At 35.9% G+C, this 14,132-nt stretch carries 16 protein-coding genes; 14 read left to right on the top strand and 2 right to left on the bottom strand.

Features of this window, described 5'->3' with window-relative positions:
- Positions 1-53: 53 nt before the first annotated feature.
- The gene (locus IPM14_10015) at positions 54-1,097 is read right to left on the bottom strand and encodes a deoxyhypusine synthase (protein MBK9098427.1); all 1,044 of its coding nucleotides are present in this window, start codon (positions 1,095-1,097) and stop codon (positions 54-56) included.
- A gap of 48 nt (positions 1,098-1,145) precedes the next feature.
- Positions 1,146-2,183: an NAD-dependent epimerase/dehydratase family protein gene (locus tag IPM14_10010; GenBank protein MBK9098426.1), complete on the bottom strand. Its 1,038-nt coding sequence runs from the start codon at positions 2,181-2,183 to the stop codon at positions 1,146-1,148.
- 283 nt (positions 2,184-2,466) lie between these two features.
- Between IPM14_10010 and rplM the strand changes: the two genes are divergently transcribed.
- From rplM to IPM14_09940, 14 genes are all read left to right on the top strand, one after another.
- On the top strand, positions 2,467-2,901 hold the full coding sequence (rplM, locus tag IPM14_10005) for a 50S ribosomal protein L13 (GenBank protein MBK9098425.1): 435 nt from the start codon (positions 2,467-2,469) through the stop codon (positions 2,899-2,901).
- Entirely contained in the window at positions 2,901-3,287 is a 387-nt protein-coding gene (gene rpsI, locus IPM14_10000) for a 30S ribosomal protein S9 (protein ID MBK9098424.1), read from the top strand. Before rplM ends, rpsI begins: the two co-directional genes overlap by 1 nt.
- A gap of 256 nt (positions 3,288-3,543) precedes the next feature.
- Positions 3,544-4,413, top strand: a complete 870-nt coding sequence (gene rpsB / locus IPM14_09995; protein ID MBK9098423.1) for a 30S ribosomal protein S2 — start codon at positions 3,544-3,546, stop codon at positions 4,411-4,413.
- Between the two features lie 21 nt (positions 4,414-4,434).
- Entirely contained in the window at positions 4,435-5,289 is an 855-nt protein-coding gene (locus IPM14_09990; protein MBK9098422.1) for an elongation factor Ts, read from the top strand.
- Positions 5,290-5,360: 71 nt separating this feature from the next.
- Positions 5,361-6,098: a UMP kinase gene (locus IPM14_09985; GenBank protein MBK9098421.1), complete on the top strand. Its 738-nt coding sequence runs from the start codon at positions 5,361-5,363 to the stop codon at positions 6,096-6,098.
- An 18-nt stretch (positions 6,099-6,116) separates the two neighbouring features.
- Complete coding sequence (frr, locus tag IPM14_09980; protein MBK9098420.1) at positions 6,117-6,671, top strand: ribosome recycling factor; 555 nt, start codon at positions 6,117-6,119, stop codon at positions 6,669-6,671.
- A 216-nt stretch (positions 6,672-6,887) separates the two neighbouring features.
- On the top strand, positions 6,888-7,556 hold the full coding sequence (locus IPM14_09975; GenBank protein ID MBK9098419.1) for a L,D-transpeptidase: 669 nt from the start codon (positions 6,888-6,890) through the stop codon (positions 7,554-7,556).
- Entirely contained in the window at positions 7,543-8,148 is a 606-nt protein-coding gene (locus tag IPM14_09970) for a hypothetical protein (protein MBK9098418.1), read from the top strand. Before IPM14_09975 ends, IPM14_09970 begins: the two co-directional genes overlap by 14 nt.
- 72 nt (positions 8,149-8,220) lie before the next feature.
- The gene (locus tag IPM14_09965) at positions 8,221-10,257 is read left to right on the top strand and encodes a BamA/TamA family outer membrane protein (GenBank protein MBK9098417.1); all 2,037 of its coding nucleotides are present in this window, start codon (positions 8,221-8,223) and stop codon (positions 10,255-10,257) included.
- Positions 10,258-10,330: 73 nt separating this feature from the next.
- Positions 10,331-11,206 (top strand): YicC family protein, encoded by an 876-nt coding sequence (locus IPM14_09960; GenBank protein MBK9098416.1) that lies wholly within the window; start codon positions 10,331-10,333, stop codon positions 11,204-11,206.
- 2 nt (positions 11,207-11,208) lie between these two features.
- Complete coding sequence (gmk, locus tag IPM14_09955; protein ID MBK9098415.1) at positions 11,209-11,781, top strand: guanylate kinase; 573 nt, start codon at positions 11,209-11,211, stop codon at positions 11,779-11,781.
- 3 nt (positions 11,782-11,784) lie between these two features.
- On the top strand, positions 11,785-12,072 hold the full coding sequence (locus IPM14_09950) for a DNA-directed RNA polymerase subunit omega (GenBank protein ID MBK9098414.1): 288 nt from the start codon (positions 11,785-11,787) through the stop codon (positions 12,070-12,072).
- A 112-nt stretch (positions 12,073-12,184) separates the two neighbouring features.
- The gene (coaBC, locus tag IPM14_09945) at positions 12,185-13,393 is read left to right on the top strand and encodes a bifunctional phosphopantothenoylcysteine decarboxylase/phosphopantothenate--cysteine ligase CoaBC (GenBank protein ID MBK9098413.1); all 1,209 of its coding nucleotides are present in this window, start codon (positions 12,185-12,187) and stop codon (positions 13,391-13,393) included.
- A gap of 6 nt (positions 13,394-13,399) precedes the next feature.
- Complete coding sequence (locus IPM14_09940; GenBank protein ID MBK9098412.1) at positions 13,400-14,131, top strand: uracil-DNA glycosylase; 732 nt, start codon at positions 13,400-13,402, stop codon at positions 14,129-14,131.
- The last annotated feature ends 1 nt before the right edge of the window (position 14,132 follow it).

Genomic DNA, 14,132 nt, shown 5'->3' with positions numbered 1-14,132 from the left:
TCACACTAATATCAATAATAAGTGTGACTTTAAGTAAATAGATGGAAAAAGAATCAGGCTGTAACGCCGACTTTTGCAAACAGTTTCTGAAACTCTCTCGCTTTTCTTTCTTTCCAGTTTTCTTTATGATAAGCGTAACCAACAATTAAAGGCATAGCAACTGTAGCTTCAGAGTAAACCATCTGCTCGTACGTTGTTTCGACTTTACCCCACGAGCTTGCTTCTTTAAGTGTTGATCCGGAAAGTGCACCATCTCTTTCATCAGCAACTGTTATTTGAACAGCGTACTTATGCATCGTTGCATCTTCCTGAAGAATATCTGCTGCAACAACAATATCCTGTGTGAAGTTTTTAGGAACACCGCCGCCAATCATAAAGATACCTGTGTCTTTGCTTGCGAGTTTAATTTTTGTGAGTTCAACAAAATCTTTTGCTGAGTCAACAGAAACGTGGTTATCAGGATTTTGTGTTTGATGAACTACGAAACCGAATCCAGCAGAGCAATCTGAAAAAGCCGGAACGAAAATCGGGACATTCTTTTTGTAAGCAGCCCAAACAACTGAATCATCTACTTTTGGTCCGCCGTTGTTTTCAAGATATCTTCCAAACTCATAAAGAAACTCTCTTGATGAATATGGTTTTGGTTCCATACCATCGAATATTTTTGCGCAAGTGTCGTCACAAATTCTCAACTCATCTTCATCAATAAAAGTATCATAAATTCTGTCGATGTGCAGATCTCTCATTTTATTATCATCGACCCATTTTGTTCCTTTGTAGTGCTTGAAACCAAGTGCTTCAAAGAAATCCTGATCAACAATGATCGCACCCGTTGAAACGATTGCGTCAACCATATTGTTCATGATCATATCATAAACAACTTTCTTCAGCCCAGCACTGAAAAGACTCCCGGCTAGCGTTAGAATAATTCCGCAGTTCTTATCTTTTATCATCATATCATAAATTCTTGCAGCGCGATTGAGATCTCGTGCAGTAAAAGCCATATTCTCCATAGCATCAACTAAAGGGACTACATTGTGTTTTTTGATATCAATATGTTCGATAACTTCTTTAAGATAATCTTTCTTCTGAGCCATCTTTCCCTCCTTAATATTTTGGAAATGAAATTATTAAAATCATAGAAATTAAAAGAAATATTTTGCCATTTTAAGAATGCCTTGCTTCCACGGAACTCTGTGTGAAATACCGGTTTTATTTTTAAATTTTTCGTGGTTTGCAAGATACCATTTATAATTTCTTATTAAAGCATCTTTGTTTGAATACTTTGGTTTGTAACCGAGAACTTTTTCTGCTTTTTCAATTGATACAAAAGAATCTTTTGACGCTGTTTCGTAAACCCATTTGTAAAGCGGAGAAAGTTTCATTGATTCAAGAACTTTGAGAGTTAGTATAATAGGCTTTTCCGGAAGTCCTTTTATTTTCTTTCCATGACCTGCAAAATCAAGAACTGCCTGATAATCTTCCCGCATAGTAGTAAATTCTTTTGCGCCAATGTTGAAAGTATCATTAACATTTTCTTTATCCAACGTAGAGCAAAGATAAATTGCTTCGCATAAATCCTCTACGTCTAAAAGTTGGTAACGATTTTTTCCGTTTCCGATCATTGGAAAGCCATGCCCATCCTTTGCCCAATCGTAGAGTAGGTCAAAAACTCCCAGCCGCTCGGGACCAATAAATGATTTAGGCCGGATTATCGGAACGCACATTCCTTTATGTCGAAACTTTAAACATTCTTCTTCTGCCTGAATTTTAGCTTTACCATATGGACCAACTCCATCTAGTTTATCAGTTTCATAAAGAGGATGATGGTCTGGTATTCCGTATACAGCGGTTGATGATATGTGAACGAATCTTTGAACTTTAAATTTTTCTGCCGCTTCAAGCATTGTTCTTGTACCATCGATATCCGTTGAAAAAATTTCGTCCGGAGCGTATAATGGAAGTGCGGCAGCTGAATGGACAACTATATCAACTCCTTCAACAGATTTTTCGGCATCCTCTCTATTTCTGATATCGCCCTTAATTACCTCAATCTTGTCTTTCATGTCGGGATAATCAAATTCAACAAGATCAAGAGATTTAATATGTTGACCTTTTGAATAAAGGTAACGAATTAAGTTTATTCCTAAAAATCCGGATCCCCCGGTTACAAGAAATTTCATTTTATCCTTGGGATTTATACAAAAAAACTGAATTTTAGAGCACAAAGTTACAAATTTCGCTTCGGTCATCAAATAATTCAAGCTTTATTACTATCGATTATGTCGATTTGATTTTAAGCATTTCAGTACTTGCTGGATTAAATAGAGGACTTTGCTATGGTTAAAAAAAGCATCAAGTTAATTGGACTTTAAATTTCTTGACTTTTAGAGGGTAGGAGCTTATTTTTTCAGGCTCAAAAATTGAATTTGTTTAACGAAGGAGTTTATTTTGAAAAAGACAGGTATGACAAGGTTCATTAAGACCGAGGATGCCGCCCGAAAGTGGTACCTTGTTGATGCGAAGGACCAGGTGTTAGGAAGACTAGCTTCCAGAGTTGCATCAGTTATCAGAGGAAAGACGAAACCAATTTTCACACCGAATATGGATACCGGTGATTTCGTGATTGTAATTAATGCTGACAAAGTTAAAATGACAGGCAAACGCGAAGAACTGAAAAAATATATCTGGCATAGTATGTATCCTGGTGGACAGAAGATTCGTTCTTACGAAGAAATGAAAAGTAAAAAACCAGAGTACGTCATTCAGGAAGCTGTTAGAGGTATGCTACCGAAGAACAGATTAGGCAAAAGTCTGATTACGAAATTAAAAGTTTATGCAGGACCCGAACACCCGCACAAAGCTCAGAAACCAGAATTATTAAGCACATCGGAGAAGTAATGGCTGATAGAATTTTTATTGGAAGAAGAAAAACATCTGTAGCAAGAATTATATTGAAAAATGGTAATGGTAAGGTGACAGTAAATGGAAAAGAGTTTGAGAAGGCTTTCCCATTACTTGTTAGTCGTGAAGACATAACAAAACCTTTTTATGTAACCGAAACAAAAGGCAAATTTGATGTGTTCGTTAACGTAAAGGGCGGCGGTTCAACAGGTCAGGCACAAGCAATAAGATTAGGTATTGCGAGAGCTTTAATAGATTTGAATCCCGAATACAGACAGGCATTGAAAATAGAAGGTCTTTTAACAAGAGATCCAAGAATGGTTGAAAGAAAGAAATACGGTCAACCGAAAGCAAGAAAAAGATTTCAATTTTCTAAAAGATAATCTGGTTATTGGTTCATTTATTTTTAGTTCTGGTCAATTGGTAATCAGCCTTGATTCAATAATTAGAGCTGAACTTATAGACTAAAACTGTAAACTATGAAACTAAAACCAACAACAATTAACAATAAACTAAATTAATCAACATTCATATCTTCCGATTTACCTCCTGTGTCCGGCAGTAGTCGGGTGAAAGGTAGAGAAGACGAAGATAGAAGACCTGCCTGACGGTAGGCAGGTAAAAACAGGAGATATATTTATGGCAACTGTAGAGTTGACGCACCTCATTGAAGCAGGTGCACACTTCGGGCACTTAACACGCCGCTGGAATCCCAAGATGAAACCATTCATTTTTATGGAGAAGAATGGGATCCACATCATTGATTTAAAGAAAAGTCTTGGATTATTAAATCAAGCATACCAGGAAATGGTCGATGCTGTTTCGCAGGGAAACACAGTACTTTTTGTGGGTACTAAAAAGCAGGCAAAAGGTGTAATCGAATCCGAAGCAAAAAGATGCGGAATGAACTGGGTTAGTGAGCGATGGCTTGGCGGAATGCTCACAAACTTTTCGACAATCAGAAAAAGTGTAAAGAGATTACAGAACATCGAAAAACAGGAAACTGATGGAACCTTCGAAAAGATTACGAAGAAGGAAAGATTGTTTCTTACGCGGGAGCGCGACAAGCTGAAAAAAATTCTCGAGGGAGTTGAAACGATGGGAAAACTTCCGGGAGTTGTTTTTGTAGTCGATATTAAAAAGGAAGATATAGCAGTTAAGGAAGCAAAAAGATTGAACATTCCGGTCTTTGCTATTGTTGATACGAACTGCGACCCTGATGATATAAATTATATGATCCCGGCAAATGATGACGCTGTTAAAACAATTGAACTTATCGTAAAGCATATGGCTGATGCTGTTATTGAAGGACAGGCAAAGTTCAAAGAAAGAAGAGCTGAGGAAATTGCTGAAAGAGAAAGAGCACGGAAAGAGCATCACGAAGAAACTGAACAAGCGGAAGAGAAAAAGGTATCCAAGAAACATTTGAAGAGAAAAGACAAAAAAGAAGAAGATATATCTGAAGAAAAAAAAGATTCTGAAGAAACAAAAACTTCTTCCGAAAATTAATTTTGAAAGGAACTAATTATTATGGCAATTACTGCTGCACAAGTAAATGATTTAAGACAACGAACCGGTGCCGGTATGATGGACTGCAAACGGGCACTCGAAGAAGCTAATGGCGATATCCAGAAAGCCATAGAAATTTTAAGAAAGAAAGGTGCTTCTGTTGCTGCAAAGAGAGCTGAAAAATCAGCGAATGAAGGATTAGTAGTCACTAAAGTTTCGGATGATAAACGTTCCGCTACAATTCTTGAAATCAATTGTGAAACCGACTTTGTTGCGAAGAGTGAGGATTTTATTAATCTGGCAAAATTTGTACTCGATGCTGCTCACAAATACAGACCCAAGAGTGTCACTGAGTTAATGAACTACACTGAGGTTCAGGATAAAGTTAACGAAGTATTGGGCAAAGTTGGTGAAAAGATAGAAATCTCCCGTTTCAATTTTGTGGAAGCGACGACAGGTTTGCTTGTGGATTACATTCACATGGGCTCTAAACTTGGAGTGCTCATAAAATTCGAAGATGTAAAATCAGGAAACGATGAGCTTTACACAATTGGAAAAGATATGGCTATGCAGGTTGCAGCTATGAATCCGATAAGTGTAAAAAGGGAAGACGTCCCTAAAGCTGTTGTTGATAAAGAAATCGAAATATACAAAGAGCTTGCAAAGAAAGAAGGAAAGCCCGAGCAGATGCTTGAGAAAATTGCGATGGGAAGATTGAATAAATTCTACCAGGAAAATGTTCTTCTTGAGCAGGCGTTCATTAAAGATAATTCAAAAACTGTTGGCGATCTGCTGAAAGAATTCAATACTAAACACGGGTCTGCAGCAAAGGTCTCAAGATTTGACCGCTTCCATCTCGGTGATGAGAAGAAATAATTTCAAAGTAGAAGGTCTTAATAATATTAAGACCTTTTTTTATATTTAAACATAAAATTTTTCAGGATGTAATGAGCTTAAAGTATAAAAGAGTTTTACTCAAATTGAGTGGTGAATCATTAATGGGTTCACAGGGTTTTGGAATTGATAATAATGTGCTCGAATTTTTTTCCGCAGAAATTGAAAAGGCTTATAAAACGGGTGTTGAACTCGGGATTGTTATTGGCGGCGGAAATATTTATCGCGGACTCAGTGCAACTTCGCAGGGAATTGACAGAGCAACCGGCGATCAGATGGGCATGTTATCTACGGTGATTAATTCACTTGCTCTTCAAAATGCTATTGAGAAAAAAGGAATTTATACCCGTCTGATGAGTGCAATAAATATGGAAGCAATTGCCGAACCTTATATACGAAGAAGAGCGATCAGACATCTTGAGAAAAAAAGAATTGTGATTTTTGGTGCGGGTACAGGTCATCCATATTTTAGTACAGATACAGCAGCATCGCTTCGCGCAGTTGAAATAAAAGCCGATGTAATAATCAAAGGAACAAGAGTAGATGGTGTTTTTGACAGCGATCCCGAAAAAAATCCTGATGCATTGAGGTTTGAAAATATTTCATACCTGGATGTGTTAAAAAAGAATTTACGAATTATGGATTTAACAGCGGTAAGTCTTTGCCAGGAAAATGATCTGCCGATGATAGTATTCAATATGGATGTTCCCGATAATTTACTCAAGCTTGTCTCAGGTGAAGATGTAGGCACTCTTATAAACAATGGAGAAAAAATTTCAAAAGAAGTTTAATAACAAACAGAGGTTATTATGAATCAGCAAATAAAAGACGCTAAAAGCAGAATGGATAAAACTATAGAAACATTAAGAAGTGAGCTCGCAAAAGTAAGAACCGGCAAAGCGACAACCGTGCTACTCGACAGCATCAGGGTTGATTATTATGGAAATATGGTCCCGCTTAATCAGGTTGGTAACGTGTCAGTACTCGATGCACATACTCTTTCCATTACTCCATGGGAAAAACAAATGGTTCAGATTATAGACAAAGCGATCCTCGAAGCTAACCTCGGTCTTAATCCGATAAGCGATGGAACTAATCTGAAAATTCCAATTCCACCATTAAATGAAGAAAGAAGGAAAGAACTTGTTAAACTTGTAAAAAAATTTGGTGAAGAAGCTAAAGTTGCTATCAGAAACGTCAGGCGTGATGCAAACGATCATCTTAAAAAAGAACAGAAGGATAAAAAGATGACTGAGGACCAGTTGCACGACGCTGAAAAAGAAATGCAGAAGCTGACTGACGATCACATAAAATTAATTGACGATATTCTTAAGCATAAAGAAAAAGAAATTATGGAAGTATAACTTCATTTTATATTTCATTTTAAAGCCCGGTTTTGCAGACCGGGTTTTTTATGTACATCCTGAGAATTAATTATACAGTCAATTCTTCGGTAAGCATATTCAATATTGCAGTTAAAAATTATTTGATTTTTGAGTAAATTTTATATTAAATAATTATGAATTAAATATTTTGGAAAGTTTCAACGAAGCTTGAAGTTGCTTGAAAAATTAAAAAAAATGAAGTTGGGACCGGTGAATGCTGCCGACTATCTTAACAAAGAAGTTCTCAAAAATATTATTTATCTGACTTTAGCTATCGTTCTTTTCTTTTTCGGCATATTGGTGTATGGAATTATTCTAAACCTTCGTGAAATTCCACTTTCCGAAGCGATGATTAAAGCTGGATACACTGAAATAAATAATCCCAAACTAATTGTTGATCGCCGCAATTACACACTAGGAGTTTATGAAGACAGTGTCCTGATAAAAAATTACAGAGTGAGTTTCGGAAAATCACTCCAGGAACCAAAAACGAGAGCCGATGATAAAGCAACTCCTGTTGGTAAATATCGAATTTGTAAAATCTCTATTAATCACAAATATCATAAATTTTTTCAGATCGACTATCCGAATCTTGAAGATGGTGCAAACGCTTTGAGGAGAGGATGGATCTCTCAAAAAGAATTCAATGATATTAAATTTCAGTATTATTATGAAGGTTGCACCAGATATCACAGATTATTAGGTGGCAATATTGGAATTCATGGCATTGGAGAATTAAACTATATCTTTAAAAATCTTCCGTTTGTTTTTAACTGGACAAATGGTTCGATTGCATTGAGTGACGAAAACATCGATGAAATTCATTCAGTAATAAGAGAGGGAACCGAAGTTGTTATCAAGTAAAATACATATCGTTTTATCCCTGACAGTGATTGTAGTTTTTTTTGGTGGGTGTAAAAAATCTTATGAACCTCCGCCACACAATCTTTTCGAAAATGAACAACTTGTGCTGAAGACAGCTAAAGATTTAATCGGAGATGATGTTTCATTCACGACTGCAGGATACTTTGAAACTGATTCAGTAAAATCAATTGTTGCTGGTAAAGAGGTTTCAGATAAAAATGAATGGGGAATAAAATTTTACCTCATCAGCTGGGATGAAGGTGAATTCAAAGTTAAATTCGAAACCGGGCTGCTCAATGGGTCATTTGTTCAGTGTATAGTCAATAAAATAAAATTTTCCCACATCGAAAATGAGCTGGTATACTATAATTCAAAAAATTACTTTTTGGGCAACGCCAGCGGAGATGTTTATTCTCATGTAATCGATATGAAAAAACTAAAAGTTTATAGTGCACATCTTTCAGTTATTACCGAAGGGAGGGTTTCTCTTGATCTGACTGAGAATATTGATAATCCGATGATCAAAACATTTTTCGTAAGTTATTTCAGGAGAGATTATCCAAACCTGAGATTAGTTGAAAAAGCACTATAATAAATTTAAATCCCGGTAAAAATTGTTTGGTGAGGAATTGTTTCTCCAATTTAGAAAAAATATTACTCCCTGATGAAGCTTTTCTTAAACACTGTATTAATTGTTTTCTGTTTAAGTATTACTCATCTGGCACAGGAATTCGAAGATTACGAATTATCGTCAATAAACTTTGAAGGCAATGAAACCTTCACAGACGCAGAACTTAAAGCCGTTATACAAAGTGAGGAAAATCCATTCTGGTTCTGGCGGTTTTTATACAATACAATTGTATTTCTTGGTTCTCCACCGAATTATTTTGATTCAACTACTATCTCAGTTGACATTATTTCTTTAAAATCTTATTACGCAGTTAATGGATTCTTTAAAGCAGAAATAAGTTCTTCATTCGTCGTAGACTCAGTTGGTAAATCAGCGGAACTTACTTATTTCATTAAAGAAAATGCCGGACATACTTATGGAAAGGTTCGTTTTACCGGACTTGACAATCTCAGCGAAGAAATGAACGAGGCAATCGAAGAATATAAAGAATATCCAACCTGGGAAAGATATGTTCAGGAAAATGTGCAGACAAAAAATGATGCTATTATTACTTATTTAAAAGATAATGGCTTCATGCTTGCACGCTATGACAGTACTGTGGTGAAAATTGATACCGTAAATGCTAAGGCTGATATTTATACTTATTTTAATCGTGGCAGATGGTACACTTATGGTGATATTAAAATTGAAAGCGATGGTGAATCAAGCTCTGAAGTGAGTTACGATCTGATTACATACCTTACCGATATAAATGTTGGGGACGTTTACAGGGAAAGAGAAATTTCAAAAAGCAGAGTACGCCTTGCACGTACCGGACTTTTCACTTCAATTAATCTCACAGCTGATACGATAAGTTCAATGAGCAGTAAGGCACGTCTTCTGATCAAAGGAACTGTCGGTAGTTTAAACGAGCTCTCCCCTGAAGTATTTGCCGATAATGAATTTGGTTATTTTAATGTTGGTGTAGGTGCTAGTTATATAAGAAAAAATTTTCTTGGTGATGCGAGAAAACTGACTATCAGAGCGCGTTTTAGAATAAATGATGTTACCAACATAAGTTTTGACTCTGATTTGTTTGAAGAAACTTTTCAGACCGAAGTAGATCTCTCCGCTATAATTGAACAACCCTTCCTTTTCAGCAGGAACGTCGCAGGAAGACTTGAGGGTTATGTAAAATCTTATAATATCAATACTGTTGATTATCAGAATTACGGGGCAAATTTTACATCAGCGTTTGATTTGCCCAGATACACATTCATAAATCTGTTAAATCCATACTTAAGATTTGACAGATTAAGCTATAGCATCCCTGAATTTGAAGATACACTTTCTGTAAGTCCTAAGACATTTACTTCTTCGCTGGGTGCAGAAATTGGTTCAACAAATACCGATGATCTTTTCTATCCAACAGAAGGAAGGATCATTTCTTTGATTTCCGAAGTATCCTCAGCAAATGTTGAATATAATGCACTAAACCTCAGAAGCGGGCAATCTATTCTGGCTGTAGATTCTTTGGGTTTTTATTTTAAGATGCAGCTTACCTGTGGATTATATAATACAATTTCAAGAGATAAATTCACAATTTTTGGTATCAAAGTTAAAGCCGGTTACATTCAAATGATTAGTGGCGACGCAGCGCTCGTTTCTCCAAACCAAACTTTTTTTGCTGGAGGCAGCAATTCAGTACGAGGATGGAGAGGAAGAGAATTAGTACCTTCTGATCCACTTTTTAACAAGACTATATTCCCGCCTTCACTTAATGAAGAGCTGAAAATCAGAGGTGGAAATATTTTGCTCGAAGGAAGTTTTGAATATCGCAGAAAATTTGAAGAGGAATATGGCTTTGCGTTTTTTACTGACTACGGTAATACCTGGAATAATTTCAAGGATATAAGAATTGATCAGATTGCTCTGGCTGTTGGAACAGGTATTAGGTACTATTCACCTATTGCGCCATTCAGGCTGGATTTTGGTTTTAAGTTTTACGATCCTAAGGATCAGAAATTTATTTTTAACAAACAGTTTTTTGACACAATGGTAATCCACTTTGGTATAGGTGAAGCATTCTGATTAATCCGGTTTGATTACTTATCACTATCTTTCACAACAAAAATTAATTTTGAATTAAATCAACAGGGATATTATGATATACAGCATGACAGGCTTTGGAAAAGGGAGTGCATCAAAAAGCAAAATATCTGTCGAAGCGGAAGTTAAGAGCGTGAATAGCAGGTTCTTTGAAATTTCCTTAAAGCTTCCCCCGTTACTATCTCCTTACGATTATGAAATAAGAGAATTCATTAAATCAAAAGTTCAGCGCGGAAAACTCAGTGTTATACTTCACTTCAAGAAGGACGGGATTGAAAACGGATTTGTTTCTGTGGATGATGAAAAACTTTCAAAGCACTTGTCACTTATCAGGAAAATTAAAAAAGCAGCGGCTATAACTGATGAAATAAAATTGGAACATCTTCTTGCAAGTAAGGAATTATTTGTCTCGCAGGATACAGAAATCGGTAAAGCTGAATTTGAACTGGTTAAGTCAGCACTCGATAAGGCGATTGACAAATTGATTTCAATGAAAAAGAAAGAAGGGACTGAATTGTCAAAAGATCTTTCAGCCAGAATTGAAAACATTGTTAAGATAGTTTCGCAGATTGAAGATGAATACAAAAAAAATATTAACGAATATTATGATAAACTTAAGCTGCGAATAAAAGAATTATTGGGTAATGCAGAAATAAGTGAAGACAGGCTTAATCTTGAGCTTGCTTTGATTGCTGATAGGGCAGATATAACAGAAGAATGTGTAAGATTAAGGAGTCATCTGAAATTCTTTAAAGAAAGTGTAAAGAATGAAAAGGAGCCGGGAAAAAAATTAAATTTCCTTTGTCAGGAAATGAACCGCGAAACTAACACCATTTCTTCCAAGTCAGTTTCAACATCAATCATTCATCACTCTGTGTTGATAAAGGAAGAAATTGAAAAAATAAGAGAACAAATCCAGAATATCGAGTAATTGTGAGTAATGCTGTAGGAAAAATATTAGTATTTTCAGCTCCGAGTGGTGCAGGTAAAACTACAATAGTAAAAGAAATTCTTAAAACCTTTCCTCAGGTGGTCTTTTCGATCTCCGCAACCACCCGACCGAAGAGAGAGACTGAAAAAAACGGTGTTGAGTATTTTTTCCTTTCCGAGGAAGAATTCAAAAAAAAGATAAAAAGTGAAGATTTCATTGAATGGGAGAAGTTTTACGATTACTATTATGGAACTTTAAAGAGCTTTATAATAGAAAATATTAAGGGCGGAAAGCCTGTTCTCCTGGAACTTGATGTAAAGGGTGCGCTCACAATAAAAAGACTTTACCCGTATGCACATTTAATATATATTTCGCCTCCCAGTTTCGAAGAACTTGTTAAAAGACTCAAGCAAAGAAATACTGAAAGTGAGTCTGATTTTTTGAAACGGATTGAACGGGCTAAGATGGAACTTAGCCTGAAAGATCAATTTGACTACATAATTGAAAATAAAGATCTAGAAATTGCAATTAAAGAAGCAAAAAGTTTAGTTGAAAAAATATTAAAGGAGAATTAGTTAATGGAAATAACACCGATTGATTTAAGAGAAATCGATAAACGGGCAAGTAATGTCTATGAAGGAATTATTGTCACCGCTAAAAAAGCAAGGCAGATCAATGCTGAAAATAAAATTGAGTTTAACGCTTTACTTAGCACAATTCCTGAAGCTACTACAGATGATGAAAGTGAAGACATTGATAATCCGGCTCAGTTGAAAATTGCTCTTGATATGGAACAGAGAAAGAAACCTCATCTTCAGGCACTCAGTGAGTTTCTTGATGGCAAAATAGAATTCGAGTATAAATAATAAATATTTTAATAGTTCAACTTGTTGAATCCGGCTGCATGCCGGATTTATTATTTTAAATATCTTGTTTGTATTTCTATTAAATTAAGTCAAACAATTTGAAAGAACTTTCATGATTACAGATTCTTTATCGGGGAAAAAAATTCTCCTTGGAGTTACAGGATGTATTGCAGCATATAAATCAGCTTTAATTGTCAGGGAGTTTGTCAAACGAGGCGCAGAAGTAAAAGTTGTAATGACACCTTCCGCAACAGAATTTATTACTCCACTCACATTAGCGACACTCTCACACAATGAAGTAGTGGTCAATACATTTCCTAAAAATCAAAAAGATGGAACAAGCCTTTCAACCTGGCATATTGATTTTGCATTGTGGTCAGATATAATGCTTATTGCTCCAGCAACAATAAATACAATTGCAAAGATTGCATATGGATTTGCTGACACTGCATTAACAACTCTGGTAACAGCACTTCGTTCTCCTTTAGTAGTAGCTCCTGCCGCTGATGTGGATATGTTCAACAATCCAATCAATAAAGAAAATCTTGTTAAGCTGGAGAAACTTGGGCATTACATCATCTATCCGGAAACTGGTGAACTGGCAAGCGGACTCTCCGGAGATGGAAGGTTAGCCGATACAAATAAAATTATTGATGCAGTTGAACTGATTCTATCCGGTTATTCAAAAGATTTGATGGGTAAAAAAATACTTGTAACTGGCGGACCAACTTATGAAGATATCGATCCGGTGAGATTTATTGGAAATCGCTCTTCCGGCAAAATGGGATATGCGATTGCAAAAGCTGCATTCTTGAGAGGTGCAGATGTTACTCTAGTTTCGGGTCCTTCTTCACAAAGCATTTATCCCGAAATAAAAACAATAAATGTTCGCTCCGCTTCGGAAATGGAAAAAGCAGTTAAGAAAGAGATAACTAAAAATGATTTGCTTATAATGTCTGCTGCTGTTTCTGATTTTCGTCCGACTAAGATTGTTTCAAACAAAATTAAAAAGGATAAAACATCACTTGAGCTTAAACTTGAATTAAATCCTGATATTCTTTCTTCAATAAATTCAAAAAAAATAAAAGTAATCGGTTTTGCACTTGAGACTCAAAATGAATTAGCCAACGCAAAGAAAAAACTGAAAGAGAAAAATCTTGATATGGTTGTATTAAACTCTCCGGGCAAAGAAACCGGCTTTGAAGTTGACACAAACAAAGTGACAATAATCAAGCAGGATGGTAAATCAATTAAGCTTCCATTGCTTTCCAAGTTCCAGGTTGCAAACAAAATATTAACCGAAGCAAAAAATATTTTGTAAAAGACCATGAGTAAGCCATCGAAAAAAGAAATAATAAAAAGATTAACTATTCAAAAAGAAATTTTTGGCGATGAATTATTCATCCCCAAAAAGAAAAAGATATCATCGGTTGTAAAAGAACCGGAAGTTTTATTCGAAGAACCGCAGTTGTTTGAAGCTGAAAAAGAAGATTGGGAAAAAGCAGTATCCCTTGATCAATTCGAAAAGCTTGTCAGCAGCTGCACAAAATGCAGGCTTCATAAGGGCAGAAATAAATTTGTTTTTGGAACCGGCAATCCAAGCGCAGATGTATTAGTTATCGGAGAAGGTCCCGGTGCAGAAGAGGATAAACAGGGTTTGCCTTTTGTCGGAAGAGCCGGACAGCTTTTAACTGATATGCTCAAAGCAATTAAGTTTTCAAGAGAAGAAGTTTACATTGGTAATGTTGTCAAATGTCGACCGCCCGAAAACAGAACTCCGATGCAAGATGAAATGGATACCTGTATGCCATATCTTAAAAAACAATGTGAACTCATAAAACCAAAATTAATTTTGTGTCTTGGTTTGACTGCCGCTAAAGGCTTGTTGAAAAAAAGAGAGTCACTCGGTGAATTAAGAAAAAGTATTTATGAGTACGAAGGTGCAAAAGTGATCGTTACGTATCATCCAGCTGCGCTGCTTCGCAATCCGCACTGGAAAAAAGATTGCTGGGAGGATTTGAAAAAATTTAGGAAATTATTTGAAGAGTTAGTTGGTTAAA

It is taken from the genome of bacterium (assembly GCA_016716565.1).
Lineage (GTDB): Bacteria > Bacteroidota > Ignavibacteria > Ignavibacteriales > Ignavibacteriaceae > IGN2.
Note: the sequence above shows the minus strand (reverse complement) of the source record. Positions and strands in the feature narration are given on the sequence as shown.

What these genes read in the sequence shown, in the direction of transcription:
- rpsB (MBK9098423.1), top strand. Translation starts at nt 3,544, where the DNA reads ATGGCAACTGTAGAGTTGACGCACCTCATTGAAGCAGGTGCACACTTC.
- IPM14_09990 (MBK9098422.1), top strand. Translation starts at nt 4,435, where the DNA reads ATGGCAATTACTGCTGCACAAGTAAATGATTTAAGACAACGAACCGGT.
- IPM14_09975 (MBK9098419.1), top strand. Translation starts at nt 6,888, where the DNA reads ATGAAGTTGGGACCGGTGAATGCTGCCGACTATCTTAACAAAGAAGTT.
- IPM14_09950 (MBK9098414.1), top strand. Translation starts at nt 11,785, where the DNA reads ATGGAAATAACACCGATTGATTTAAGAGAAATCGATAAACGGGCAAGT.
- frr (MBK9098420.1), top strand. Translation starts at nt 6,117, where the DNA reads ATGAATCAGCAAATAAAAGACGCTAAAAGCAGAATGGATAAAACTATA.
- IPM14_09985 (MBK9098421.1), top strand. Translation starts at nt 5,361, where the DNA reads ATGAGCTTAAAGTATAAAAGAGTTTTACTCAAATTGAGTGGTGAATCA.
- IPM14_10015 (MBK9098427.1), bottom strand. Translation starts at nt 1,097, where the DNA reads ATGGCTCAGAAGAAAGATTATCTTAAAGAAGTTATCGAACATATTGAT.
- rplM (MBK9098425.1), top strand. Translation starts at nt 2,467, where the DNA reads ATGACAAGGTTCATTAAGACCGAGGATGCCGCCCGAAAGTGGTACCTT.
- IPM14_10010 (MBK9098426.1), bottom strand. Translation starts at nt 2,183, where the DNA reads ATGAAATTTCTTGTAACCGGGGGATCCGGATTTTTAGGAATAAACTTA.
- IPM14_09960 (MBK9098416.1), top strand. Translation starts at nt 10,331, where the DNA reads ATGATATACAGCATGACAGGCTTTGGAAAAGGGAGTGCATCAAAAAGC.
- IPM14_09965 (MBK9098417.1), top strand. Translation starts at nt 8,221, where the DNA reads ATGAAGCTTTTCTTAAACACTGTATTAATTGTTTTCTGTTTAAGTATT.
- coaBC (MBK9098413.1), top strand. Translation starts at nt 12,185, where the DNA reads ATGATTACAGATTCTTTATCGGGGAAAAAAATTCTCCTTGGAGTTACA.
- IPM14_09940 (MBK9098412.1), top strand. Translation starts at nt 13,400, where the DNA reads ATGAGTAAGCCATCGAAAAAAGAAATAATAAAAAGATTAACTATTCAA.
- rpsI (MBK9098424.1), top strand. Translation starts at nt 2,901, where the DNA reads ATGGCTGATAGAATTTTTATTGGAAGAAGAAAAACATCTGTAGCAAGA.